Raw genomic sequence first — 24,850 nt, 5'->3', positions numbered from 1 at the left:
TCGGGACTACCACTTGACCAGGTCATCCTGGGAGACTGCGTAACGGAAATGTACCGCCTTCCGTCGAAGTGCGTCGACATGGTCTTCGCTGACCCTCCGTACAACCTGCAACTCCGCGGCGAGTTGTACCGGCCGAACATGACAAGGGTGCAGGGCGTCCATGACGTCTGGGACCAGTTCCTGGACTTCAAGCATTACGACCTCTTCACCCTCGAGTGGCTACACGCCTGTCAGCATGTGCTCAAAGACACGGGCACGATCTGGGTCATAGGGTCATACCACAGTATCTACCGTGTCGGCTCGCTTATGATGGACCTCGGGTTCTGGATGCTGAATGACTTCGTGTGGATCAAGGCGAACCCGACGCCAAACTTCCGCGGGGTACGCTTCACGAACGCTCACGAGACGCTGATCTGGGCCAAGAAGTCGAAGGATCAGACGAAATACACCTTCAACCACCACGCGATGAAGTACCTTAACCAGAACAAGCAGGCCCGGAGTGACTGGACTCTACCCATCTGCTCCGGTGGAGAGCGACTCACCGCTCCTGATGGGACGAAGCTCCACTCGACGCAGAAACCAGAGAGGCTTCTGGAGCGAGTGCTGCTCGCCTCCACGCGCCCCGGCGATGTCGTGCTCGACCCGTTCTTTGGCACGGGTACGACCGGGGTGGTCGCGAAGCAGCTACACCGGCGATGGATCGGCATAGAGAGGGACAAGAGCTACCACCAAGCAGCGAAGAGACGGATGGCGACAACAACGCCGCGTCTTCTGGCGGACATCACAGCGCTTGCGGATCTGGACAGAGCTAAGCCTCGGGTTTCCTTCGCGGTGCTCGTTTCTGACGGGGCCGTCCCAGTTGGGGCTGTCCTGCGGCACGCCAAGACCGGTGCCGAGGCAGTGGTCCTCGCCGACGGGAGCATCGCACTTGGCGATGCCGTGGGATCCATCCACAAGATGGGCGGTGCAGCAGTGGGTGCACCGGCCAGCAACGGCTGGGTGACCTGGTTGGTCGAGGGCGACGACGGAGAGTGGCACCCCCTTGACGAAGCTCGACAGGCCTACCTCAAGCAGTAGGGTCGTCGGCTTCGGCGTCCGGTGACCGCCGTTTCCACACCCAGAGACGCATGTGAGGCCCCTGCTCAAGCAGCCAGATCTCCTCTTCGTAGTTGACGGTCATGACGACTGACTCGGCGAACACCTGACGGAACAGCCACTGTGTCCGCTTCCTTTCCTGCTCCACCGCCGCCTGAGCTTGAGCCTCCATATCGGGGTCGTCCTCAAGGTCGAGGTCAAGTTGGTCACTCTCCGGTGGCTGCTTACAAGCAGTCGCGGAACACCGCATGATGAACCTGACCACGGCAGTCGTCTCGTCAGCCAGGTAGCCCTGCTCATTGTGCGCGATCGCGGCCGCGGCCTTCGCGTCCATGGGCTCGTGCATGCGGAATCGACCGTTCACGTGCGATATGGAGTAGCCGACGAAGGCCTCCCCCGCGAGCCTGGCTACGCGACCAACCAGTTCATCGTCGGTCTCGTGCTCCTGAGCGAGGAACCTACGCCGGATTCTCTCCGGCCCGATCTCCCGCAGCCGCTGGGCGATCCTGTCAGTATAGAAGAGCCGGTCCAGGCTCTCCCGAAGACGGTCCTCCCGGGTTAGGGGCATCAGGAAGTCGTATATGACGAGGTCGGGATAGAGCCAGAGGTCATAGACACCGAACAGCAAGTTCTTCTGTGAGAAGAGCCTTGCGTAGTCTGCCTTCCGGACGCGGTTGATGATCGGGAGAGCACGGTACGTTCCCGGACGCAGCCTCTCCACAAACTCGCTCATTCTCTTGCTCAGGTTAGTCCGACAGTTGTCCCGCGACCAACCCGTTGCCTTCATGAGATCGGGAACGGTGAACGCTCTTCCTGACTTGGCCTGCTCGATCAGGAAGTCATAGGACAGCCAGACCTGGGTGTAGTCCGGTCTGCGGAGCATGGGGTTCCTCCCTTGGGGCAGAACTGCGCGCAAGCCCATGCATTCGCCACCGGTTCTGCATCTCCTTCCGCCCTCGGTTCCTGCCTTGGCTGGCGGGGGCCGAGGTCCCTCGCCGGCACCGTCGCCTGCAACGGTTGGACCCACTGGACTTTCCTCGCCCCCGACACAGGACACCCCCGCCTGCTTGACGAACTCCGTGAGCAGCTACGCCGCGCCAGCACACACAACTCGTAGCCTCGGAGAGTGCCCATGCTCTTGCGGATGCCGGCCATGGCCCTGGCCATGTGCCTCGTCGTCTCACTGGTTCATGCTGCTGCCTTCCAGGCGGACTTCGAGCAGGGCGCCGGGGCTGCGCCGACGGGCTGGAAGATCGCCTACAACGAGGGCCATGGCATCGCCACGTGGGAGAGCGAGGGCTACCGCGGCGCCCGCTGCGTGTCGGTGGAGGGCACGGCCGAGAACGAGTTCACCGCCTGGGTCGGCGAGCGGTTCGCGGTGCAGCCCAACACCCCCTATGTCATCACGGTGATGCTCAAGTCGCGACAGGGCGCCGGGCCGCCGGGGCTGTCGGTGGGCGGCAAGCATCACTACCTCCCCTCATCGCTGGACTGGACGCGCTGGCAGATGCGCTTCACCACCCCGGCGGACATGACCAGCACGCAGGTCCAGCTCTACCTTTACCACCGGCCGGGGCAGAAGGTGTGGTTCGATGACGTGTCCGTCGTCCCCGCGGCCGATGTGGTCGTGCCGCTGGAGCCGGCCGACAGCGCCATCGCCCCGACCGCACCGACACGGCTGGCCTGGCAGGGCGGCAGCGGCGCTGGCTACACGGTGCTGATCGGCCGCCAGGAGACGCTGGACCAGCCGGAGCACCGTCTGACCGTGACCGGCACGGAGACGCGGCCGCCGGCCCTGGCGCCTGGGCTGTGGTACTGGGCGGCCGTGCCGACCGCGCCATCGGCTGAGGCGGAACGGCAGGCCCTGCAGACCGCCGAAGTGCGCTGCTTCCTCATCACCGGCGAGGTCGCGCAGGAACACCGCGACACCACCCCGCCGGTCATCAGCGCTCTGCAGCCCCGTCCGGACGCCACGGTGGGCGGGAATGTGACCCTGAGCGCAAGCCTGACCGACGCCGGGGGCATCGCCGGGGCGGAGCTGTTCCTGGACGGCAAGCGCCTCAAGCAGGCGCGGGTGACGACTGGCCGCCAGGCCGCCATCTCCGCCGAGGTGGCGCTGTTCTTCGGCGACTACCAGGTCGCCGTGACCGCCACCGATAAGGCCGGGCATGTCACGCGGCGGGCCTGGCAGTTCTCGGTGAACCAGACCGCCCGGCCGGGCTACCACATCGGCCGCGACCTGAACCTGGCGCGCGATGGGGGCGAGGCCTTCTTCCCGCTGGGCCTCTACGACTACGACGACAGCAAGCACCTGGACGAGCTGTTCAACGCCGGGTTTACGTACATCCTGACCGGCGGCCCGTCGGGGAAAGCGGAGATGGACGCGACCCACGCGGCGGGACTGAAGATCATCATCGGCGTGTCGGCCGCTCGCACCGCCAAGACGCCGCTTGAGGCGCGGAACCTGCTGCTGACGGGCCCGCTACGCAACATGCTGCACCCGGCGCTGCTCGGCTACTGGACCGACGAGATCGAGGGGGAGACCTTTGACCCCGCCCTCGTGACCGGCGTGCAGGCGATGACGAGGATGCTGGATCCACACCACCCCTTCACGGCCTGCATCGCCGGGCCGTCGCAGTACGCGGCCTTCGCGGCGAATGCCGATGTGCTGGGACCCGATGTGTACCCCGTGCCGCGCGACCCCATGACCGCCATCTCCACTGTGCTGGACCAGGCCGCGGCCAACCAGCAGGGCCGCAAGCCGGTCTGGTTCATCGCCCAGGGCTTCGACTGGTCGGTGGCTGCCACCGGGCAGCCCGAAGATGGGAAGACATACCGGCCCACGGGTCAGGAGTTGCGGTGCATGAGCTACCTGGCCCTCAACCACGGGGTCAAGGGGCTGTGCTATTGGGCGGCGGGCAACGCCAAGTGCGCCATCTCGCGCTGGCCCGAGCGCTTCGGGGAGCTGCTCTCGCTGGCCTCAGAGCTGCGGCGGCTGGAGCCCGTGTTTCTGTCCGCGCCACAGAAGGCCAAGCCAGCCGTATCCCCGACCGGGGCGCTGGACGCCTGCCTGTGGCGAGTGGGGGGCAAGACCACGTGCATCATCGTGAACACGACCCGGCGCCCCCAGCTCATGCAGGGCGCGCTGCCGAAGCTGAAGGCCGGGACGAAGGTGCAGGTGCTGTTTGAGGACCGCGTGCTGACTGCAGGCAAGGACCTCGTAGATGTCTTTGCCCCGCTCGACGTGCATGTCTACCAATGGTGAGGATGACACCCATGCGACACACCGTACTGCCCATCGTTCTCTTGCTGGCGGCGCTGCCCGTGGCGGCGCAGCAGACTGTCGCCGCGCCGCCGTGGCAAATGACCGTTGGCCCGACGGGAGCGGACGCCATCCAGTATGCCGGCGCCGCGCTGGCCCAGGGCCTGCACCTGGCGGGCTATACGCCGGAATGGAAGGGCGGGCGCTTCGACATGAACGGCGCCACGGTAGCGACGACCGCCACCGGGGCCTCGTGGAAGAAGCAGGTGGCCGGCAACCAGGAGGTCGCCATGGCAGCGGCCCTGGAGGGCCAGACCTGCCGCATCACGGTGGACACCACGGTGACCGCCGCCGGACCGACGGAGCTGTCCCTGAACCTGCAGCCCGGGGCCCTGGCCATGGACGGCAACACGGCGCACCTCGTCCGCGACGGCAAGCCCCAGACGCTCGACCTGGGCGGCAAGTTCAGCCACCTGAACTTCTCCCGGGAGGTCCGCTTCGAGCAGCCTGAGCGCAGCATCATCGTACGGTGCGAGGGCTTCCACATCCAGGACCGCCGCGCGGGCGGGCAGGGGCTCTTCCTGGTGGCCGTGCTCGGCTCCGACGGCAAGCAGCCCCAACGCTACCAGAAGACCATCGAGATCACCGTTGAGCCGGCCGCCCCGGCTACCGTCGCGGCCCGGCGGGCTTTCCTGAGCCAGCGGGAGTACGACCGCCAGGACCTGACCGTGCCCAATGGGGGCTTTGAGGAGGGCCTCGGCAAGTGGTCGAGCAATCCCCGGGCCGCGGTGGACACGGAGGTCAAGCACGGCGGTAAGCAGAGCGCGCGTGTCACGATCCCGGCCACGCAGACCGACACGACGGGCATCTACCTGGTGCAGAACATCCCGGCGGTGGAGGGGAAGCTGTACCAGGTGTCGGCGTGGGTGAAGTCGGACGACGTGAAGGGCGTCACGCTGGGCGACAAGTCCCCCACGGGCGTGACGGTCATCATTGAGTTCGCCGACAAGGAGGGCAAGTGGCTGGCCTCCGGCGACTACGCGGACGGGCTGTATGGGACCAAGGACTGGAAGCAGATCAGCACCGACGCCTGCCGCGCGCCGGCCAACGCGGGCTTCGCCATCATCTTCCTGTCGCTGCGCGGCACGGGCATCGGCTGGTTCGATGACATCGCGCTCACCGAGATCACCCAGCATGTCGTGCTGCGGGAGCCGGGCCATGAGACCGAGTTGGCCGACAATACCCCGCGCTTCGCGTGGGCCATCAAGACGCCGGGCACGATGACGCTGGAGCTGGCGCCCAGCCCGGACTTCCCCGCCGACAAGACTCTGCGCTTCCCGGGCCTCAAGGAGAACACGCTGTCGCCTGAGAAGCCCCTTGCGCCGGGGCAGTGGTACTGGCGGGTGCTGGCGCCGGCCTCGCTGGCCACTTCGGCGGTCTGGTCGTTCAAGCAGACCGCGCCCGTCACGGCCGACTGCAACGACCCGGCCATCGCGCCCGACCACGCCTTCCTCGCTCAGGCCGAACAGCGCGTCACCATCGGCGTGACGGACAACGTCGGTGTCACGAAGTTCAAGCTGACGCTGGACGGACATGACGCGACCAAGCGGGGCGAGTTGGTCGGCAAGCAGATCGCGTTCCGGCCGGCCGTGGCCTGGAAGCCGGGGCTGCACCGGCTCAAGGTGGAGGCCTGGGACGCTGCCGGCAACCGCGGCGAGCGCGTGATCTACCTGACGCACGCCAAGGGCCTCGTGCAGAAGCAGTGGCTGCCGCAGGGCGGCATCGCCTTCGACGGCAAGCCCCGGTTCCTGCTGGGGATGTATGGGGTGCGGATCGAGGACATGCCCGAGGTGGCGAAGGGCGGGTATGACTATGTCCACTGCTACAACTGGGACGGCGCCGGCGACAATGCGAGCGCCCTGCAGTACCTCGACGCGTGCCGGAAGAACGGGCTGGAGGCGTTCATCGGCTTCAACCGGGCGGCACTGCAGGCCAACGACTTCGACTTCGTGGCCGAGCGCATCGGCGCACTGATGAACCACCCGGCGCTACTGGCCTGGTATCTTTTCGATGAACCGGACCTCCCGCATCAGTACGTGTCGCCCGACCAACTGCGCGGGCTGTACCAGCTCATCCACCGGCTCGACCCGAGCCGCCCGGTCATCGTCACCGTGGCCCAGATGCACATGATGCCGGATTACCACGACAGCTACGACGTGTACTGGAGCATGGACTACGGCACTCCGGCGGCCAATCTGAAGAACTTCGAGAAGCATCGGGAGTACCTCAAGCCCGGTGTGCCCATCATGTCCATCGTGCACTGCTACGACGGCAAGCAGCGCGGGGCGGAGGCCGACCCGGCCAAGTTCTGGCCTGACCCGGCGACGATGCACGCGGCGGCCTTCATGGCCATCGCCCACGAGAGCAGCGGCCTGTGCTGGTGGTGGTGGGGGCAGGGCGGCACCGCCTTCCTGACGGTGGCGAACGTGCCGGCCGCGTGGGACGCGCTGAAGCGGACCGTTTCCCAGATCAACACGCTCAGGCCCGTGCTGGCCGCACAGGCGCCGGTGCGGATGTGGATCGAGCAGCCGGCGGAGGGTCAGGAAGTCCATTGCTGGGAGAAGAAGCTGGCCGACCGCACGGTCATCATCGCCGTCAACCGCGACCCGAAGCCCTGCCAGGCGAAGGTCGCGTCGCCCTTGCTGAAGGCGGGGAAGGTGACGGTGCTGTTCGAGAACCGGACGGTCACGGCCGAGGCGGGGAGCCTGACCGACGACTTCGCGCCGCTGGGCGTGCATGTGTATGAGAGTCGGACTCAGTGACTGCCTGACACTGATGGGACTGGGGCTGTCGGCGCTTGCCGCCGCCCTGCTGGGTGGCCAGCGTTTTGGCTGGCCCGGAGCGGCCGCCGGGCTCATCCTGGGGCCTGTGGCCTACGCGGTTGTGGTCGTCGTGTTGCTGGGAGCGCAGGATCTGCTGGAACGCAAGTGGCCGCCGCCGTGCCATGAAGGCCGGTGCCGCGGGAGCTTCTGGCATGGGCCCGGCACCTATGAGATCGTGGTCGTGCAAGACGTCGCCGACCGCGCCTTCCACATCCTGCACCGCTGCCGGTGCGGGCATGCGTACGAGGAGGTCGGCCGGCGCTTCATGGAGCGTCTGCCGAATGGGACGCTACGGCCGTACATGATCTACAGACCCTACCGAGGGTGGTTCCCTGACCCCGGCCAGGTACCAACGGACGATGGTCCGGACCGACCGTGAGCCGGCGTCTCGGTCTGCGGGAGTGTGATGATGGCACGCACCATGGATCTCGCGCAGTATGTGTACTCCGCCGACATGACCGACTTTCAGACCTCGTATGCCGAGGTCGCGGAGGCCGGCTTCCATGCGGTTGTGCTCGGGTCCGAGCGCGCGCAGTTCGACCTGCGGGTGCCCGCGCAGGCGCAGCAGGCGGGGCGCATCTTGGAGAGTCTGGGCCTGCGCGGCTCGGCCTGCCATGGACTCGATATCGGGCCCGGCGGGATGAACGATCCCGATGACGCGGCCCGCGAGGCCCTGATGCAGGCCCATGCAGGCCTGATGGAGAGCACCGCCGCGATCGGGGCGCGGACGTACGTGCTGCACATCGGACCGCTGCGTGCCGACGAGCCGAAGCCCGCCTCGTGGGATCGAGCGCGGCAGTGCGTGGATAGGCTAGTCCCGCGCGCCGAGGCCCTCGGGGTTCTCCTGGCCCTCGAGAACGGCCTGCCCGGCTACGTGATGACCAACGAGGAGTTGCTGGCCTTCGTGGCTGAGTATGACCACCCGGCCGTGGGCATCTGCTATGACTCGGGTCACGCCCACGTCACAGGCAACGCGGCGGCGGTGCTGGCGGCCTTCGCGCCCTATGTCGTGACTGTCCACCTGCACGACAACGACGGGCAATCCGACCAACACCTGATCCCCGGACAGGGGACGATGGACTGGCCGGCGGTGGTGGCGGCGCTGGCGCAGTGCCCGCGTCTGGTACATGCCGAGACCGAGGCCGTCAACTCCGCGCAGTGGCCGCCCACACCCGAGGCATGGCCGCAGCAGCGGGTGTACGAGCGGTACATGGAGACGCTGAACGTGCCCGGCGGCGACGTCACATACCGGTGAGGCCATGACCCCCAAGCAGCGGATGCTGAACGCCTATCGCGGTCTGCCGGTGGACACCGTGCCGGTGGCGCCGGAGTTCTGGGTCTACTATCCGGCCAGGCTGCTCGGCGTGGACATGATCCAGTTCGCGCGCGAAGTGCCGTTCCACATGGCGCTGAAGCAGACCTTCGAGGCCTTCTCGTGCGAAGGCTGGGGCATCGCCTCCCCGGCTCTGCCCAACCCGGAGGTCGAGGTGTCCGGGCAGGAGCGCTGGCTGGACGAGCGACGCCTGGAGACGCGGAGCACGATCAAGACCCCGGCCGGGACGGTGACCAGTGCCAGCCTGGCCGACCGTGACGAACCCGGCTGGCCGCTGGAACGCCCCATCAAGGACTTCACCCACGACCTGCCCGTGTTCGAGGTCCTTGGCTTCCCCGACCTGGACCTCATGGACCCGACGCCGCTGGTACGGGCCTGGGAGGAGGTGGGGGAGAGTTACCTGCTCGAAGGCTTCCTCGGGGTGCCGTTCACCGACTTCTGGGGCGGATCGCGCGAAGGCGGCCTGGAGCAGACCATCTACGACTTCGTTGAGCACGAGGCCGAGCTTGCCCGGCTGCACGGCCGCTACGTCGAGTACATGGTCGAGAAGACGCGGCGTCTGTGCGAGCAGACGCCGGTGGAGAGCCTCTTCATCGGCTGCTCGTGGAGCTGCAATTCGCTCATCAGCCCGCGGATGTGGCGGCGCTGGGACAAGCCCGTCATCGCCGCCGTTGCCGCCGAGGCCCACCGGCACGGCCGGCTGCTGCACGTGCACTTCCACGGCCGGTGTCTGGAGAGCGTAGCGGACTTCGCGGAGATCGGGATGGATTGCGTCTGCCCCTTTGAGCGCCCCCCGGGCGGGGATGTCGAGGGGCTGGCGGGCCTGCGCGAGGTGGCGCGGCTGCTGGACGGCAGGGTCACCATGAATGGGAACATTCACACGGTCGAGACGTTGATACGTGGTACGCCCGCGGACGTGCGACGGGAAGTGCGCGAGGTGTGGGAGGCGTTCGGCGCGACGCACCGTGTCATCGTCGGGACGGGCGACCAGGTCGGGCGCGAGACCCCCGAGGAGAACCTGTGGGCGATGGTGGAGGAGGCGAGAGCCTGTGGATCACCGTGAAGTGGGCAAATGCTGGGACGCCAACGCCGACGCGTGGACGCATCTGGCGCGCGCCGGGTATGACGTGTGCCGCGACTACCTGAACACCCCTCAGTTTCTGGCGATGCTGCCGGATGTGACGGGCCTGGACGGCCTGGACATCGGCTGCGGGGAGGGCCACAACACGCGGCTGATCGCCCGGCGCTGCGGCTCCCTGACGGCCTTCGACATTGCCACGAAGTTCGTCGGCCATGCAGTCGCCGCCGAGCGCGCGAAGCCTCTGGGCATTCGCTATCTCATCGCCAGCGCCGTGGAGATGCCCTTCGCCCCCGAGAGCTTCGACTTCGCCGTGGCCTTCATGAGCTTCCAGGACATGCCCGAGCAGGACCGCGTCCTGGCCGATGTGTTCCGCCTCCTGCGCCCCGGCGGCTTCCTGCAGTTCTCCGTCACGCACCCGTGCTACGACACGAAGACGCGGCGCAAGATCCGCGACGAGGCGGGGCGGCACTACGCCTACGAGATCGGGGGCTACTGGGACACAGCGCCCTGGGCGCCCGAGTGGATCTTCAGCGATGCGCCACCCGAGGAGAAGGAGCGCTGGCCGAGGTTCGTGACGCCCTACTTCCGGCGCACGATGAGCGAGTGGCTCAACGCGATTGTGCGCACCGGCTTCGTGTTTGAGGAGATGGGGGAGCCGTACCCCGATGAGGCGGTTCTGCAGGAGCGACCCGACCTGGACGACATGACGATCGTGCCCTTCTTCCTGCACGTGCGGTGCCGCAAGCCCGTCTAGGCCTACCTCATCGCCATTCCCTTGACCAGCAGCACCCCATTCTCCGACGGGCGGAAGCGCTGCTCGAGGTTCTCGATCTCCAGCCGGTTCTCCGCGTCGCGCCACAGGTCGCCCGGCCGGAACCGGAAGGTGGGGCTGTAGTCGGGCGTATAGTACTTGTCGCCCGCCTCGGTGCTGATGGTCCAGTTGTTGTCATACTTGACGCGCCAGGCGCCCAGCCCCGCCTCGAACGCCGGGAGAGAGGTGTAGCCGCCGTGCTGCGGCGTCGCGATCGTTGTGGGTCGGTCGAGCGCCCACGACGGGTCCAGCCGCGTCCCATTGAACGTCAGGCGCATGACTGGCAGCAGGCCATTCTCCACCGAGTAGTTCACCCGCACGGTCAGCTCCAGCGTCCCCTCCGCCGGGCGGGGGAGCACCAACGTCGTCTTCGTCTCCTGCGGCACAGCGAAGCCGTCGCGCATCAGGGCCGTCACTTGCGCCGGGTCGGTGACGACCCGGTCGCCGCCCTCCACCTCGGCCAGCCGTGCCTGCACGAAGGCCGCCAGCTCCTGCCACGTCTGCCGAGCCTTGTCGGTCGGCGCCGCCGCCGCGCCCTGTCTGGTGGTGGCCAGCGTGGCCGCCAGGTTCTGGCGCGTGAGGCCCTGCCGTTCGAGGCCGAGCAGAAGTGGCGTCACCTTCTGCGCCTCGTCGGCCGAGCCGAACCACTGCGACAGCCGGTCCCGCGTGAAGTCCGCCACCTGCCGGTCGGGGTGTTCGAGGAAGTAGCTCCAGGCCTCGTAGAACAGGCGCATGCTGATCAGCGAGGCGGGGTCCTCCCCGTACGTGACGAGACCCTCGAAGCCGGCCTGTGCGGCACTGTGGCAGACGCCGCGAACACGGTCGAGGTAGAACTGGTGGACCGTGTGGGTGGACTTGTTGCCCCAGTGCAGGTAGCCCAGGTTGCGCGGGGTCGGCGGGCGCAGGCCCGCAGGCCAGTGGCCGCCCTCCATGCCGGTCACGGTCCACTGGCACAGCATGGACGGGGGGATCAGCTTCACCCACGAGGGCGGCGTCTGCTGCATCTCCGGCGTGAAGCCCGTGTAGGTGGCATAGCTCAGCCAGGCATCCGGGGCGATCTCGAGCGCGGTCCTCGCCACCGGGGCGGTGGAGAGCGCCATGTCCTTGTAGTAGTCCGGCGCGTCGCCGGGGATCGCAGCCCGGGCGGCCTTGCACCGGTCGCAGTAGCAGACGAAGAAGTCGCCGATCTCGAAGTTGATGCCGCCGATCTTGAAGGTGGAGAACAGCCAGCGGCAGCCGTCGTCGAGCCACTTGATGTTGTCGGGCTGCGTGGGGCAGAGGGCGTTGAGCGGCTTGCCGGCCTTGCTGATCGCACGCAGCTCGGGGTGCCGGCGCAGCCAGGTGGTGATGTTGTACGGGTGGTTGCCGCTATAGTAGTAGCCCTCGTAGCCGCTCGTGCCCACGCCGGGGATGATGCGGATGCCGCGGGCAGCCGCGTACTCGCACAGCTCCTGCGAGGCCGCTACGCCGCCATGCTCATCGCGCAGGAAGCCCCAGATGATGACCGCGTTGAAGCTCGTGTGGTCGTGCGCGTAGTCCACGAGCGCCTTGTAGTCGGTCAGGAACGCCCCCGGGGCCTTCGTGTACCGCCCTCCGCCCATGACGCTGACGGCCTGGCCCTCACCGCCCCAGTCCATGCGGTTGTCCCAGGTCCACAGCACGCGTTGGGCCAGGGGGCCGGCGGCGAGGGCTCCGGTGCAGAGGAGCGCACAGAGAAGCGGCAGGAGCATGAGTCTCATGGTGACGGTCGCTTCGCCGCTCGGGACGACGGCTCCTGCATGAGGCAGGAGCGTGCCGACGTCCCGCGGAACACACTGCTGACGTGCCTCAGTATCACCGGGAGGCCCCCATGAACAACGCCCGTCTTGCCCTGATCCTGCTTGCGGTCCTCGTCGCCGCGGGTCTCGTCACTGCCGCCCCGCTGACGTGCGACGAGGTGGAGAAGCTGCTCACGAGCGCGCCGGTCAAGGGCACTCCCGAGCCGCTCTACGGGGGCATGATGACCAAGTACAAGCTGCGGCTGGAGGATGGGACTCCGAAGGGCTTCAAGTGCGCCTTCAAGCCGCACCAGTACAGCTCGCAGAGCTATGCGTATGAGATCGCCGCGTACGAGATTGACCGCCTGTGCGGCATGGGGCATGTGCCGGTGACCGTCAAGCGCCGCCTGCCGCTATCTGTGCTCCGGCAAGCGGGCGGGCCGCTGGGGCGCGTCATCGTACATGACGACTTGGTCAGCGGGTCACTGCAGCAGTGGGTCAACGAGGCGCGCGACCCGGTTGGGTCCGGCGCGCGCGGGTGGGCGCTGACCTGGCTGGCGCGGCTGGACGATGTGGAGACGAGCCTCCCCGACCTCGACAAGGCGTGCCAGGTCTGCGACATGCTCATCCTCGACTACCTGCAGACCAACATGGACCGGTTCTCGGGCGGCAACATCCTGGCCGACCGCACCGGCAGGCTGTGGTTCATTGACAACGCCGAGGGCTTTGGCTCCTCGTCTCAGCCCGCGCAGGACTTCGAGCGCCTCCGCCGCTTCTCGCGCCGGACGATCGAGGCCCTGCGGAGGAGCACGGAGGCCGACTTCACGCAACAGGTTGGTCCGTGGGTATCCGGCGACGAGCTGCGGGGCCTGCTGCAGCGGCGCAAGCACGTGCTGGAGCGCGTAGACGCATCGCTGGCGAAGTACGGCGAGAAGCGGGTGTACCTGGAGGGGAGGTGAGGGGCGGGCAGTGAGGTTCCGGCGTCAGACTGCACAGCAGTCTGGGCCGACGGCGCCCCACGAGGCGTCGGCAGAGGTCGCGGGGCCCCGCCCGCTATGCGGGCACCCCGCGACTCTCTCGCTCAAGCTCTACGCCTCGTCCCACACCTTGCGGCAGTAGTCCATGGACTTGCTCACGCACTCGGCGAAGTCGCCGGGAATGCCGCACTCAAAGCCCAGATAGTGGCTATAGCCGATCTCCTTGAGGGCCTTGAAGCCGGGGTGGAAGTCCGTGTGGCCCCAGCCGGGCAGCAGGCGCTGGCTGTCGGCCAGGTGCACGTTCTTGATGAGCGCGCCGCCCGCCTTGATGCTGTCGTAGTAGCTGGCGTCCTCGATGTTCATGTGGAAGAAGTCCGCCATGATGCAGACGCCCTGGTTGCCGGCATCGGCGCAGATGTCAATCCCATGCTGCAGGCTGCACGGCCACCACTGCTCGTAGCGGTTCAGCGGCTCGATGACGACGTCCGCGCCGGCTTCGAGGGCCACGGGCGCCAGGTCCCGCTTCATGATCTCGGCCAGGAGCTTCCGCTCCGCCTCGGCGGTGCTCATCAGCGGCGACAGGTCATTGATGCGCGGCAGGTTGCGCATCTTGCACATGATGAGCGGGGGCAGAATGAAGCCGACCGCGCCGACCTGCCCGGCCATCTTCAGGGCTTCCTGGCAGGACGCGATGGCCTCGCGGCGCGCCCCGGCATCGGCCTGCAGCACGGCAAGGTCCTTCGCCGACCAGATGTTGGGCTGTACCCCTGTGGCCGCCGCGGCGGCCTTGACCGCCTCGACGTCCTCCCAACTGGTGCTATTGGTGATCTCGCAGCCGGCGACGCCGACCTGCGCCAGCAGCTCGAAGCGCTCCATGACATTGCGCCCCGGGACCATGCCTTCACGGATTGAGAACTTGATGTCAGCCATGACTGCCTCCGACTGATTGCGGTTAGGTACGCACGCGACCCTCGGTGCTTCGCTATCCTCGCGCCAATCCCTGCTTGCGTGTCGTGGGGCCGAGCGTTGGCCCGTCGCCACCTACGGCTGCAGGCTCAGAGTGGCGTAGACGGTGTATGAGGCGCCCGCGGCATGGGAGTCTATGGAGCCGCCGTCGAAGTCCAGGTTGCCGGCCATGCCCTGCACGTAGCGCGTATCCTTCAGCACCCCGAAGTGCACGTTGCGCGGCAGGCTCGTGGGCGCTTGCAGGTACCGCTCGGTCTCGGGGTCGGCGGCCAGCCACAGGAAGGCGTGGTAGTCCACGAAGTCGTCCGCGTCGAACCCCGCGTTGAACAGGAAGCCGATCAGATCCCAGGCGCTCAGGTTCATGGAGCCCATGAGCTGCGGGCCGAGGTTCTGAGCGTCGTTGATGAGCTGCTGCGTCGCCTCCGGCGTCATGGGAATCGGCCGGGTCTCGACCAGGTTCCGGAGCGCCGGGGCCACCGCGCCGTTGATGGCGCGGCTGACCAGGTTGGTGATGTCCGACCAGGGGCTGAAGTCATGCTCCAGGCCCAGGACGATGGCGCCGAGGACCTCCGGCCGCTGCAGCCGGCAGCCGTCGGCGATGGTGAAGCTCGCCACGTTGGGGAAGTCGCACTGGCCCATGGCGGCCGGGATGTTGACATCCGTGTGCGCCTTCTGGTTGCTCACGAACTCGGAGGGCGTGTTCCCCTGCCACGCGCGCGTGGAGCCCGCCGTGTTGAAGCGCGAGCGGAACTGTACGACCACGAAGTACGGCTCATCGCCGCTCGGGCCGATGAGCGGGTCCTCGGAGATGCCGTTGAGGTGCATGCTATCCAGCTTGAGCCGCCAGGTGCGCTGCTGCCCGAAGCTCGACAGGGCCACATAGGCGTTGCCGCGCATGCCCGAGCTCTGCGTGTCGCCCACGAGCGCGCAGATGTCCGTCTTCCGGTCGCCGTTGAAGTCGCCGACCAGCGGCGTCTCGTTGCCCACGCAGAAGTACTCGTGGCGCTGCACCGAGGCCCCGAAGTGTTGCGGCGCCGGCAGGAACTGGTTGAGTGCGGTGAAGACCCAGCCGACGTTGCGGTCGTAGACGCCCTGTGGGGGCGTGCGGCCGAAGGCGATCAGGTCCGCCAGATTGTCCCCGTTGACGTCACCCACCTCGGGGATCTCGCCCTGGTGGCACCAGTCGGTGGCCCACACTCGCGACTGGCCAAAGCGTGAGCCGTCCGACAGGGCCACATAGACCTCGCCGCGGTCCGGCACGAAGGTGAGGATGTCGGCCTTCCCATTCCCGTCGCAGTCGGCCACCTTCGGCACCTCGTTGCCGATGCAGAAGAAGTTGTGCCAGACGACGGGACGCTCAAAGCCACTGGTCGTTCGCGCCAGGGCCACGAGTACATTCCCGGCCTGCTGCGGGATGGAGTCCGGTCCCGGATTGGGGTCGGGCGAGTCCTTGACGAAGACGATGATGTCATCGCGGCCATCGCCGTTGACGTCGCCCGCCAGCGGAACCTGTTGCCCCACGCACAGGTGCTTGTGCCACTTGGCGAGTTCCTGGAAGTAGCTGCCCCGTGAGAGCGCCACGCCCACCGCCCCGCGCTCCGGCTCGGGCTTGGTGTCGCGCACGAACACGGCCACATCATCCTGGTGGTTGCCATCGAAGTCGCCGATGACGGGGATCTCGTTCCCCACGCACAGCATGTCGTGGAACTTCTGGATCTCCCGGGTGAAGCGCGTCAGCCCCGAGAAGGCCACGCCGCAGTCGCCGCGCCCCGGCTCCGGCTTGGTGTCGCGCACGAAGATCGCGATGTCGTCGCGACCGTCGCCGTCGAAGTCACCGACGCGAGGCAACTCCTGGCCAACGCACAGCAGTTCGTGCCACAGGGCAGCCCGCGGGTTCGGGCGGAACCCGTTGGGCAGGTCCGCGTGCCCGGCGGAGATCACCATCAGCAGAACGACCGGCACCACGGCGGCGAGCGTCAGCGGCCTGGACATCGGAAGCGCTCCCTTCACCTGCGATGTAACCGTCGCCTACCCTTTCGTCGCTGATTGGGCCATTCCTGCCGGGCGCGACCCACCCCGCTGCGTCTACGCCCCCTGCTTCACCTGGACGACCTTCCCGCCGTTCATCGCGCTCTCGTAGATCGCCTCGCCGATCTGCAGCGACTTCACGCTGTCCATCAGATCGCCCGAGATGCCCTTGTCGGCCTCGCCCAGGCACCGGAGCGCGAAGTGCTGCACCTCACCCACGTAGCCGTTGGCCGCATGCGAGCTACGGACGCTCATGCCCCGGGAGTCGTAGTCATACGAGTACCAACCGGAGTTGGTCGGCGTCTCGTCCCACTCGTCGCCGCGGCGCCAGTTGACGTGCGACACGCGATGGACGGTCACGACGTTGTCCATGCTGATGAGTTCGAGTTTCTCCTCCAGGTCGCGGAAGCTCCCGGTCTCCATGTTACTGAGGTTGAGTGAGCCGATCACGCCGCTTGCGAAGGTGACATTGGTCAGATAGGCGCAACGGGTGGACTCGTGCGGGTCGGCCGGGTTCTGCGGCGGCTCCCGGAAAATGGTCTGCACGGTCGCCACGTCGCCGCCGAAGTAGCGGATCAGGTCCATCAGGTGGCAGCACTGGCCGATCAGGAACGCGCGCTGGGCCGAGTCAATGCCCCAGATCCGCGGGTACGCGCCCTGGCCCCACTTGCAGTTGAGCATGTTGAGCGGGCCGAACTCCGGCTTGCGCAGGATGTTCTGGGCCATCTGATAGGCGGGTGCGAAGCGCTTCATGAACCCGACCTGCCCCCACACGCCGTTGTCTTCGGCGATCTTCACCATCTCCAGCGCCTCTTTCGAGGTGTTGGCCGAGGGCTTCTCGACATAGACGGGAAGGCCGCGCTTCATGATCTGCGGGGCGACGGCGTACTGCGTCGGCGCGGGGCCGATGGCGAACACGCCATCCACCTCAATCTCATCCAGCATCTTGTGCATGTCGGTGTAGACGGGGCAGGCGTTGAAGAGCCGCGAGGCGGCCCGCGCCTTCTCCTCGAGCAGGTCGCACACGGCGACGATCTCGATGCGCGGGGACAGCGGCAGGCACGGGAAGATCGAGGCAGTGGTGAAGCCTCCGCAACCGACGAAGGCCAGACGAGCTTTGCGAGGTTCGGACACAACGATCATCTCCTTGGGTTAGGGCTTGGGCATTGGGTACTGGGTGTTGGCGACGGCTAGGCATCCGACGGGCCGGGCGTCCAGCCGGTGGCCTGGGCCCAGGGGTCCGCCTTCTGCATGATCTCCCACAGGTACGGCGCCTTGGCGTTGGTGTAGCCCTGGCGGTCGTCACGGTACTGCTCCGCCAGTTGGCGCTTGATCGCTTCGTACCACCGGCAGTCCGCGTCGTGGGCGCGCATGTAGTCGCGGAAGAGCAGTGCGAACTGCTCCGACCAACTGCCGGCGCGGCGCACGTGGATATGTGTGCGGCGTTCCCCGGGCGCCTCGCGGAAGTAGCGCTTGGTCAGGTCCGGGTTGCTCGCCCGATGCACGAAGCCGAGGCCCTCAAGCGGCGCCCCGATGGTCGCCAGCGGCTCGAAGCTGGCGACCGACACCACCACGTCAATGACCGGCTTGGCCGCCATGCCCGGGATGGAGGTGGAGCCGATGTGGTCAATGCGCAGCGCCACAGGCCCCAACGCCCGACGTAGGCGTGCACCCAACTCCGCGAACAGGCGCGGCCACTCGGGGTCATACGGGACGATGATGATGGAGTCGGGCATCAGTTCACATCCCCCAAGTACCGCCGCTCCGGCTCCGGCAGGGCCGGCAGCCACTCCTTCAGCACCGACGGGTAGATGCGGCGATCCTGCAGTTCCGTCAGCGGCACCCACGCCACTCCCGTCTGCGCCCAGTCGCCCTCGTCGTCGGCGAGGTCGCCAGTGCGCGGCTCGCAGCCGGGCGCCAACTCGCAGCGGAACATCACCTCGACCTGGTGCACGTCGCTGTCGTGGGCCGCGAACTCGTGGTGGGCGCCGATATACTCGCGGATGCCCAGGAGGTCGCCGACGATGACCGCGCACCCCAGCTCCTCACGGCATTCGCGCTGCAGTGCCTCAGCCATAGTCTCGCCGAAGCGCTGGCCGCCGCCGGGGAGGAGGAGGAACTCCCCCCACGGGTCCTGGTTCACCGTGAGGAGCACGCGGGCGTCACGGATGATGACGGCCTTGATGGAGTTGCGGAACTTCTCCTCGTCGAGCATCACGCCCGCCCTGACAGGAAGTTGAGGGCGTTGAAGACATGGAAGGTCTGGGCCAGGTCCGGCTGGACGAAGCGGATCTCGCGCCCGGACGTGCGTTCCACGAAGGGCAACGGCTCAACCATGTCGGCGCACTCGGGCTTGGTGAACTCGACCTCGCACGTGACCGGCCCGGGGATGACGAAGGGCTGGAAGCGGCTGGCGCTGGACACGGCGCGCGCGGCGGCCTCCGTGATCTGCTGCCGCGCCACCGCCGGGGGCAGGCAACTCGCCACATAGCGCCCCCGCCCGTCCTTGACCGCCACGGTCTCGATGTCGCCCAGCAACGCGCGGCCCTCGTCGCACGCAGCGCGGTCGCCTGCCACCAGGCCGATGGGCACGCCCAGGTGCCCGGCCAACGCCGCGTCGGTGCCCAGCTCGCCGACCTCGATCCCGTTGAACGCCAGCCGGTGGATGTGCAGGTCGTACGTGTGGCACATGACGGCATTCCGGGCGCCGGCGCGGGCGTGGTAGCCGATCAGCAGCGCCAGGCCGAAGCTCTCGTCGAGACCGCCCATGTGGTTGAGCGGCTTGGGCTCGCCGGAGAAGAAGCGGGCACGCTCGTCCACCGCCTCGGGCATGAGGTTGCGCATGTTGGCATGGGCCTCGCCCACGAGCACTTCGGTCGCTCCACCCGCGAACGCCCCGGCGATGGCGGCGTTGGCCTCGGCGGTCATCAGCTCCCGCTCGCGCTGGCGGTCGTTGGCATCCCAGCGCACCAGCCCCGATATGCCTTCCATGTCTACCGTGATGAAGACTTTCATGTGGCGCCCTCCCTGTTGAACCGCAGGCATTTCTGCGCCGGGAAGGTGAGACCTGCCCGGAGCAGGAGGCGCCCCAAGCAAGCGCGAAGGGAAGCGCGTGCCGACATCGCTCCGCGATGTCAGCGAATCGCATCGCGGAGCGATGCGGGCACACGGGCACGCGCAGAGGAGAGGAGGGCGGCGTACGGAGCTGATCAGCGAGCGCATTGAGGTGGAACTGAGCGACGACGAGCGCGCGCTGCGTGTGCCCGTGGCCTTCACGTGGCGCGGGCAGCGGTACGTCATCCGGCAGATCGTCAGCGTATGGGTGGATGCGGGCTTCGGGGCGGGCGAGGTGACACGCACCTGGTACCGGCGACGGCACCGCAACGCCTATCGCGTCGAGACGGAGGGGGGAGAGGTCTTCGAGGTGTACCTGGACCGCGGCGGGTCGCGCCGGGACTGGGTGTTGGCGAAGAAGCTGGAGTGAAGGAAGAGTGCGCGGGCCATGTGAGTTGCCGGACACGACGAGACGCCGATGGCCTCTGCCGTCCTTCGTTCTTCTCTCTTCTGTTTTCCCTCTTCTCTCTTTCCCCCTGTCCCTACGCCGGCCAGTCTCCCGTGGGATGCTCGCCCACGGCCTCGCAGTCGCCGGCCTCGCCGCCAGGGCCTCCGTTCTCGGCGAACGGGCCTGACGACGCCGTGTACCACTTCACGTGCCCGTCAATGAACAGGAAGTCCTTGCCGCCGAAGTGGAAGTACTGCGGCGTAGGGTTCATGCTCGTGGACTGGTGGAAGTTCTCCCCGGCCGCATCTTCCCACGCGCCCGGCGGGTAGTGCCCCTTCTCAAAGAGCGTCACGGTCGCGGTGACGTTGGGGAAGACGCCCAGCGCCTGGCCGCTGACATAGCGCGGCATGGCGTACGAACGATACGTGCGGCCGTAGGGGTTGTCCCCGCAGATGAGGATCTGGGTGTTCTTCATGTACGGCAGGATCTGCGTGTCCCAGGTGCAGTCGGGCGGCGCCCCACGACCGGAGCCATCCGGAGCGCCCCCGGCGAGTGACCACAGCGGCAGCATCTCGTCGAAGTCGTCGGCGTACATGGCGATGGCCGTGCCGAGTTGCCGCAGGTTCGACAGGCAGGCCGACTGCCGGGCCTTGGCGCGGGCACGGGCGAACACGGGGAAGAGGATCGAGGCCAGGATGGCGATGATGGCGATGACGACCAACAGCTCGATGAGCGTGAAGCCGCGGGGCTGACGGCGGGTCATGCGCGATTGACCTCCTCAGGCAACCTACGCCTCACAAGGTAGACGCCTGCTACACGCTGCTCATTCCCCCGCCCCTAACGAAAGCGGCCTCGCCCACCGCAGCAGGCGAGGCCGCCTGCCTGATTGGTCAGGAGACCCGTCGGAACGACCGGAGCGATGTCGCTAGTCCGTCCCCGCCGGCCAGTCCTCCGGGTACTCCATGTGGCCCGGAATGTGCGAGCCGTTCATCGGCTCCCAGTCGGAGGCCGTGGCGCACGTGCCGTCGCCATTGCTGGTGAACGGGCCCGAGCCGTTGTTCTGCCACTTGACGTGGCCGTCGAGGAAGGCGAAGTTCAGGCCGCCATTGTGGCGGAAGGCCTCACTCGGGTACAAGAGCCCCTTGCCCGACTGGCGCGGATGCTCCACCGCCGCGTCACTGAGGGTCCCCGGCGTATAGGCGCCCTTCTCGGTCAGCAGGACTGTCGCGACGACGTTGGGTGGATCGTCCTGGTTGATGCCGCTGACATAGCGAGGCAGCGCATAGCCCCGCTTGGGGCCGGAGGACTGATTGGGCACCGTGCCGCTCTCACCGTTGTACTTGTTGTCCGGGCAGGTCAGGATCTGCGCGTTCTTCATGTACGGCATGATCTGCTGGTCCCACGTCGGGTTGTTGGGGACGGCCCCGAGCGGGTCCAAGCTCCAGTAGCACGTCTGGCCGTCATAGTCAGTCGTGTAGCTGATGATGGCCAGTGCGAGCTGCTTCATGTTCGAGGAGCAGGCCGACTGGCGGGCCTTGCCTCGCGCCCGGGCAAACACCGGGAAGAGGATGGCGGCCAGAATGGCGATGATGGCAATGACGACCAGCAGCTCAATCAGTGTGAACCCGGCGCGTCTGGAACGTATCATCTGCGATTGCCCTCCAATCATTGTCGCCGCACAACAACAGGCATCTCGCCGAACGGGACTTACAGCAATCATACCCCGGCGGGCGCTTGCGGAAACACCGCGCCTTGTTGTGCGTTACCCTAACTGTTGCCTGCCTACGGCAGACGGTTCCCGGCCGCCGCCGAACCCGGCCATTGTACTTGGTTCAGACCGGCGTGGGAACCCTTTGTTCCTCGGAAAGACGCCCCAACAGGCCCGAAGCGTCCACTTTTCTTGGGTTCCGCCGGATCTGGCGAGGCGCGTCAGGGCAGCTTGACGCAGGTCACGTCGTCGAACCAGGCCACATCCTCCGCCGAGGGCTGCCCGCCCATGCCCAGCAGGATGACGAGCTTCCCGACGCCTTCGGGGACTTCCGCCACGCCCAGCAGCTCCTGCCACTCGTCGCGGACGCCGGTGCCGTAGACCAGCCGGTCGAGGTGCTCGTGGATCCAGCGTCCTTCGGCCGTCTGCCAGCGCAGGCGCATCGAGACATTGCCCCGGCCGTGCGCGCGGGCCCAGGCCTGCACGGCGTAGCGCTCTCCGGGCTGGACTGGCCCGATCTCCTGGGTGAAGCAGCCGCCGGTGACCTGCGAGGCCCGCCCGGCGCCCGGCGCCGCGTGTCCCATGGTGCGGTCCCAGCCGGCCGTGCCGGTGGTGTTCTCCTGCCAGAAGCCCCAGCCGGCCGGGAAGCCCCCCTCCTTGTACACGATCTCCGCACCGGTGTATCCCTTGGCCTTGTCCGCGCCGAAGTCGGGGTTGCGGGCCAGGTTGGGCAGGTTCGCCTGGGCCATCGCCTGCCGCCCGGCCCCCGCCGGGTCCGCGGCGAAGCGCAGCGCGGCGTCCGTCCCGGGCATGACCTGCTCCCAGGACTCCGGCTTCACGCCGCCATTGGGGGTCGGCCACCAGCGGTACTTCTCGCCGTAGACCCACACGTACTCATCCGCGGCGTCCAGCGCGTTGCCCACGTTTGCGCACAGTTGGTTCAGGCGCGAGCCGTTTTTGGGGCCGAGGTAGTAGGTGCTGCCCTCGGGGTTCACGTAGGCGTCCAGGTAGATGCCGAAGCTCACCTGCACCTGGGCGCGGTACTTGGCGCGGTTGGCCGGGGACACCAGCGACTGGCAGGCCCCCTTGATCTTCAGCGCCGCCTCGACATACTGCATCCGGCTGCTGAACAGGTAGGCATTTTCGCAGCCGTCCACGACGGTCATCGTCGGCGGGATCACGTCCAGCCAGCCATCCACGAAGGGCGCGTAGAGCCCGTAGCCGGCCCCGGCGAGGGCCTGCACGGGGTCGGGCTGGCCGGCCGCCGGGTAGTTGGCGATGTTCATGAAGTAGCAGTAGAGCGTCATGTCCGGGTACTCGCTCTTGACGGCCTCCATGACCTGGCGGCCGCGCTCGCGGGCCTTGGCGTAGTACTCGGCGAACGTGTGCTGCGCGTTGCCGGCCTGCATGGAGTACTTGAACTGGGAGAAGCCCTTGGTGTACGGCTCGGGGTCGAAGAGCAGGCCCTTCATGCCGCCCTGCTTGGCCAGTCGGGCGGCGATCCGCCAGTGCTCGACCACGTTCTTCCAGCCCGCGTCATCGAACCAGTCCACATTGCCCGGGTTGGCGCCGAGAGCGATGAAGTTGTCCTTCAGGTGCGTCGGCTTCGTGGCCTGGAGGTCTTCCAGGCAGGTCTGGAACCAGGCCTCCTGCCAGGCGTCGGGGCAGAAGGCGCCTCGCAGGCCAATGCCCTTGCCCTCGGCGGTCTTGCCCGTACAGACCACAACCACGCCGTCGAAGGGGGTCTTGTCCATCTCGGCCAGATTCTGCCGGAACCGCGCCGTGTCGGGCTGGTCCCAGCCGGTCTCGATGAACTTCTTGCGGGGCCAGTTTTCAGCCGGCTGGGCCAGGACGGCGGCGGTGGCGAGCAGGAGCGAGGTGACGACGAGTAGGCGGGTGGGCATGGCGGGTCTCTCCGGACGGACAGTGAGTTGGCTCGAAGCGAACGGTCATTTCGCCCCGGGGGCCAGCACGGCCTGCCCGCTCGCCGGCGCAGGTTCCTCCCGACAGGGCGCGGAAGATAACGTGACGACCCCGGATGAGGTGCCCCATGCGCGCCATCTCCCTCTGTACGCTGCTGCTGACCGCCACTGCCTGCTACGCCCAGCAGGCCGATCTCACCGCCTTCGAGTGGGGCGCCATGCCTACGGCGGTCGCGGCCGTGCCCGACATGGCCTACCGGCCCACCTTCGTGCTCGACGGCAAGCCCGAGACAGGCTGGGTGACGCCCCTGCCGCCGGTGGCGCCGAGGGCCTCCGACCTGGACACGACGCAGGTCTGGTTGCGGCTGGAGTGGCGCTTCCCGGTGACGATCAGCCAGGTGGAGTTCCGCCAGTTCACGGGTGGGGCGTTCAGCGATCTCAAGCCCATCACGAGCTACGCCCTGCAGGTGGAGCGGGCCTTCCCGCCCGACTGGCGCGGGCAGTGGAACGACGTCGAGGGTGCGATGGGCCCGGTCGGGCCGTCCGACCAGCCGACCACGATCGCGCCGGCAAAACCGGTGCGGACGCGGGCGATCCGATTGCTGCTGCGCGGTCCGGCGCAGGCGAAGATCGGCTTGAGCGAAGTCAAGGTCCTGGGCGAGAAGCCCGTGCTGCCCATGTCCTTCGCCCCAACCTGGAAGGCGATGTGGATCTGGGTCGAGCCCTCGCTGGTGCTGCCCCATCGCGAGCCCGAGCGCCGGTACATGCGCCGCAGCTTCGAGGTCGCCGACCCGGCGCAGGTCAAGGAAGCCTGGCTGATGGCGGTCGCCGCCGACCGGGGCGTGATGTACCTGAACGCCCGGGAGGTCTGGCGGGACGCCAGCTACAACGGCGGCATTCAGCGCCCGGCGCGGCTGGTGAAGGTGCCGACGGACTTGCTGCGGGCCGGCGAGAACGTCCTGGCGGCACAGGTCGAGGACATCTACGAGGTGGGCAGTCGCGGGCTGCTGGCGGAACTGGTGCTGATCGGTCGGGACGGCAGCCGGACGATCATCCCCACGGACGACCAGTGGACCGGCCAGAGTGACGCCGGAGTGCACCCGGACTGGATGAAGCCCGGCACGAAGGACACGCGCTTCGTCCCAGCACGGCCCTTCGCCTCGGGGAACGGCCTGTGGCACTGGTTCTGGTCGGTGCGCTATCCGGTCGTGGCGCCTGCCCAGACGGCCACGGTGACTGACCTGCGCACCGACCCGTCACCCCTCGTCCCTGGCGCGCCGGCGAAGCTGACCGTGACGCTGGATGTGCCCCAGAAGCCGGCGGCCGACTATGCGCTCATCCTGCGCCTGGGTGAGGATAGCCAGGTACGGGACCATGACTTCGACCTCTTCGGGGCGGTTGCACCGCCCGAGGAGCTGAAGACGAGCGCCTGGCAGCCGGGGCGGCATACCGTCACGCTGAATGTGGACATCCCCCGGGAGGCTCCCGCGCGCACCCCGGCCACAGTCCTGCTCTCCCGGCCGGAC

The 24,850-nt window shown here is 67.6% G+C and carries 21 protein-coding genes; 10 read left to right on the top strand and 11 right to left on the bottom strand.

What is annotated here, in order from left to right; translation table 11 throughout:
• Positions 1-48: 48 nt before the first annotated feature.
• Entirely contained in the window at positions 49-1,077 is a 1,029-nt protein-coding gene (locus LLH23_10255) for a hypothetical protein (GenBank protein ID MCE5238860.1), read from the top strand.
• Here LLH23_10255 and LLH23_10250 read toward each other — a convergent pair.
• Positions 1,067-1,978, bottom strand: coding sequence for a hypothetical protein (locus tag LLH23_10250; GenBank protein MCE5238859.1), 912 nt, complete (start codon positions 1,976-1,978; stop codon positions 1,067-1,069). The genes LLH23_10255 and LLH23_10250 overlap by 11 nt on opposite strands.
• 249 nt (positions 1,979-2,227) lie before the next feature.
• On the opposite strand from LLH23_10250, the gene LLH23_10245 reads away from it, so the two are divergent.
• The 6 genes from LLH23_10245 to LLH23_10220 are packed head-to-tail and all read left to right on the top strand — an operon-like array spanning position 2,228 to position 10,407.
• The gene (locus tag LLH23_10245) at positions 2,228-4,360 is read left to right on the top strand and encodes an Ig-like domain-containing protein (GenBank protein MCE5238858.1); all 2,133 of its coding nucleotides are present in this window, start codon (positions 2,228-2,230) and stop codon (positions 4,358-4,360) included.
• Positions 4,361-4,371: 11 nt separating this feature from the next.
• A complete protein-coding gene (locus tag LLH23_10240) occupies positions 4,372-7,179 on the top strand; it encodes a hypothetical protein (protein ID MCE5238857.1) in 2,808 nt (935 codons plus the stop codon).
• A complete protein-coding gene (locus LLH23_10235; protein ID MCE5238856.1) occupies positions 7,160-7,618 on the top strand; it encodes a hypothetical protein in 459 nt (152 codons plus the stop codon). The genes LLH23_10240 and LLH23_10235 overlap by 20 nt, the downstream gene beginning before the upstream one ends.
• 30 nt (positions 7,619-7,648) lie before the next feature.
• Positions 7,649-8,494, top strand: coding sequence for a sugar phosphate isomerase/epimerase (locus LLH23_10230; GenBank protein ID MCE5238855.1), 846 nt, complete (start codon positions 7,649-7,651; stop codon positions 8,492-8,494).
• Positions 8,495-8,498: 4 nt separating this feature from the next.
• Positions 8,499-9,635, top strand: coding sequence for a uroporphyrinogen decarboxylase family protein (locus LLH23_10225; protein MCE5238854.1), 1,137 nt, complete (start codon positions 8,499-8,501; stop codon positions 9,633-9,635).
• Entirely contained in the window at positions 9,622-10,407 is a 786-nt protein-coding gene (locus tag LLH23_10220) for a class I SAM-dependent methyltransferase (GenBank protein MCE5238853.1), read from the top strand. The genes LLH23_10225 and LLH23_10220 overlap by 14 nt, the downstream gene beginning before the upstream one ends.
• A 2-nt stretch (positions 10,408-10,409) precedes the next feature.
• On the opposite strand, the gene LLH23_10215 is transcribed toward LLH23_10220, so the two are convergent.
• Positions 10,410-12,203 (bottom strand): hypothetical protein, encoded by a 1,794-nt coding sequence (locus tag LLH23_10215; protein MCE5238852.1) that lies wholly within the window; start codon positions 12,201-12,203, stop codon positions 10,410-10,412.
• Positions 12,204-12,313: 110 nt separating this feature from the next.
• Between LLH23_10215 and LLH23_10210 the strand changes: the two genes are divergently transcribed.
• Positions 12,314-13,180 (top strand): hypothetical protein, encoded by an 867-nt coding sequence (locus tag LLH23_10210; protein MCE5238851.1) that lies wholly within the window; start codon positions 12,314-12,316, stop codon positions 13,178-13,180.
• A 129-nt stretch (positions 13,181-13,309) separates the two neighbouring features.
• Here LLH23_10210 and LLH23_10205 read toward each other — a convergent pair whose 3' ends face one another.
• The 6 genes from LLH23_10205 to LLH23_10180 all read right to left on the bottom strand — a co-directional run bounded on the left by LLH23_10205 (position 13,310) and on the right by LLH23_10180 (position 19,207).
• Entirely contained in the window at positions 13,310-14,128 is an 819-nt protein-coding gene (locus LLH23_10205; GenBank protein MCE5238850.1) for a sugar phosphate isomerase/epimerase, read from the bottom strand.
• Positions 14,129-14,239: 111 nt separating this feature from the next.
• Positions 14,240-16,156, bottom strand: a complete 1,917-nt coding sequence (locus LLH23_10200) for a VCBS repeat-containing protein (GenBank protein MCE5238849.1) — start codon at positions 16,154-16,156, stop codon at positions 14,240-14,242.
• Between the two features lie 93 nt (positions 16,157-16,249).
• The gene (locus LLH23_10195) at positions 16,250-17,326 is read right to left on the bottom strand and encodes a Gfo/Idh/MocA family oxidoreductase (protein MCE5238848.1); all 1,077 of its coding nucleotides are present in this window, start codon (positions 17,324-17,326) and stop codon (positions 16,250-16,252) included.
• Between the two features lie 56 nt (positions 17,327-17,382).
• Positions 17,383-17,928 carry a GrpB family protein gene (locus LLH23_10190; GenBank protein ID MCE5238847.1) on the bottom strand — a complete coding sequence of 182 codons (546 nt, stop codon included), beginning with the start codon at positions 17,926-17,928 and terminating at the stop codon, positions 17,383-17,385.
• Complete coding sequence (locus LLH23_10185; protein ID MCE5238846.1) at positions 17,928-18,407, bottom strand: NUDIX domain-containing protein; 480 nt, start codon at positions 18,405-18,407, stop codon at positions 17,928-17,930. The genes LLH23_10190 and LLH23_10185 overlap by 1 nt, the downstream gene beginning before the upstream one ends.
• On the bottom strand, positions 18,407-19,207 hold the full coding sequence (locus LLH23_10180) for a M55 family metallopeptidase (GenBank protein ID MCE5238845.1): 801 nt from the start codon (positions 19,205-19,207) through the stop codon (positions 18,407-18,409). The genes LLH23_10185 and LLH23_10180 overlap by 1 nt, the downstream gene beginning before the upstream one ends.
• A gap of 97 nt (positions 19,208-19,304) precedes the next feature.
• Between LLH23_10180 and LLH23_10175 the strand changes: the two genes are divergently transcribed.
• Entirely contained in the window at positions 19,305-19,676 is a 372-nt protein-coding gene (locus LLH23_10175; GenBank protein MCE5238844.1) for a DUF6504 family protein, read from the top strand.
• 112 nt (positions 19,677-19,788) lie between these two features.
• Here LLH23_10175 and LLH23_10170 read toward each other — a convergent pair whose 3' ends face one another.
• The 3 genes from LLH23_10170 to LLH23_10160 form a co-directional block, all read right to left on the bottom strand.
• Entirely contained in the window at positions 19,789-20,457 is a 669-nt protein-coding gene (locus LLH23_10170) for a DUF1559 domain-containing protein (protein ID MCE5238843.1), read from the bottom strand.
• Positions 20,458-20,619: 162 nt separating this feature from the next.
• Positions 20,620-21,342 carry a DUF1559 domain-containing protein gene (locus LLH23_10165; protein ID MCE5238842.1) on the bottom strand — a complete coding sequence of 241 codons (723 nt, stop codon included), beginning with the start codon at positions 21,340-21,342 and terminating at the stop codon, positions 20,620-20,622.
• Positions 21,343-21,623: 281 nt separating this feature from the next.
• Complete coding sequence (locus LLH23_10160) at positions 21,624-23,306, bottom strand: hypothetical protein (protein ID MCE5238841.1); 1,683 nt, start codon at positions 23,304-23,306, stop codon at positions 21,624-21,626.
• A gap of 146 nt (positions 23,307-23,452) precedes the next feature.
• Between LLH23_10160 and LLH23_10155 the strand changes: the two genes are divergently transcribed.
• Positions 23,453-24,850 (top strand): hypothetical protein (locus LLH23_10155; GenBank protein ID MCE5238840.1); only part of this gene is annotated, 1,398 nt, incomplete at its 3' end.

It is taken from the genome of bacterium (genome assembly GCA_021372615.1).
In the GTDB taxonomy this organism is placed as follows: domain Bacteria; phylum Armatimonadota; class Zipacnadia; order Zipacnadales; family UBA11051; genus JAJFUB01.
Note: the sequence above shows the minus strand (reverse complement) of the source record. Positions and strands in the feature narration are given on the sequence as shown.

What these genes read in the sequence shown, in the direction of transcription:
- LLH23_10170 (MCE5238843.1), bottom strand. Translation starts at nt 20,457, where the DNA reads ATGACCCGCCGTCAGCCCCGCGGCTTCACGCTCATCGAGCTGTTGGTC.
- LLH23_10225 (MCE5238854.1), top strand. Translation starts at nt 8,499, where the DNA reads ATGACCCCCAAGCAGCGGATGCTGAACGCCTATCGCGGTCTGCCGGTG.
- LLH23_10235 (MCE5238856.1), top strand. Translation starts at nt 7,160, where the DNA reads ATGAGAGTCGGACTCAGTGACTGCCTGACACTGATGGGACTGGGGCTG.
- LLH23_10205 (MCE5238850.1), bottom strand. Translation starts at nt 14,128, where the DNA reads ATGGCTGACATCAAGTTCTCAATCCGTGAAGGCATGGTCCCGGGGCGC.
- LLH23_10245 (MCE5238858.1), top strand. Translation starts at nt 2,228, where the DNA reads ATGCTCTTGCGGATGCCGGCCATGGCCCTGGCCATGTGCCTCGTCGTC.
- LLH23_10215 (MCE5238852.1), bottom strand. Translation starts at nt 12,203, where the DNA reads ATGAGACTCATGCTCCTGCCGCTTCTCTGTGCGCTCCTCTGCACCGGA.
- LLH23_10200 (MCE5238849.1), bottom strand. Translation starts at nt 16,156, where the DNA reads ATGTCCAGGCCGCTGACGCTCGCCGCCGTGGTGCCGGTCGTTCTGCTG.
- LLH23_10180 (MCE5238845.1), bottom strand. Translation starts at nt 19,207, where the DNA reads ATGAAAGTCTTCATCACGGTAGACATGGAAGGCATATCGGGGCTGGTG.
- LLH23_10165 (MCE5238842.1), bottom strand. Translation starts at nt 21,342, where the DNA reads ATGATACGTTCCAGACGCGCCGGGTTCACACTGATTGAGCTGCTGGTC.
- LLH23_10240 (MCE5238857.1), top strand. Translation starts at nt 4,372, where the DNA reads ATGCGACACACCGTACTGCCCATCGTTCTCTTGCTGGCGGCGCTGCCC.
- LLH23_10190 (MCE5238847.1), bottom strand. Translation starts at nt 17,928, where the DNA reads ATGCCCGACTCCATCATCATCGTCCCGTATGACCCCGAGTGGCCGCGC.
- LLH23_10255 (MCE5238860.1), top strand. Translation starts at nt 49, where the DNA reads ATGTACCGCCTTCCGTCGAAGTGCGTCGACATGGTCTTCGCTGACCCT.
- LLH23_10250 (MCE5238859.1), bottom strand. Translation starts at nt 1,978, where the DNA reads ATGCTCCGCAGACCGGACTACACCCAGGTCTGGCTGTCCTATGACTTC.
- LLH23_10160 (MCE5238841.1), bottom strand. Translation starts at nt 23,306, where the DNA reads ATGCCCACCCGCCTACTCGTCGTCACCTCGCTCCTGCTCGCCACCGCC.
- LLH23_10230 (MCE5238855.1), top strand. Translation starts at nt 7,649, where the DNA reads ATGGCACGCACCATGGATCTCGCGCAGTATGTGTACTCCGCCGACATG.
- LLH23_10185 (MCE5238846.1), bottom strand. Translation starts at nt 18,407, where the DNA reads ATGCTCGACGAGGAGAAGTTCCGCAACTCCATCAAGGCCGTCATCATC.
- LLH23_10210 (MCE5238851.1), top strand. Translation starts at nt 12,314, where the DNA reads ATGAACAACGCCCGTCTTGCCCTGATCCTGCTTGCGGTCCTCGTCGCC.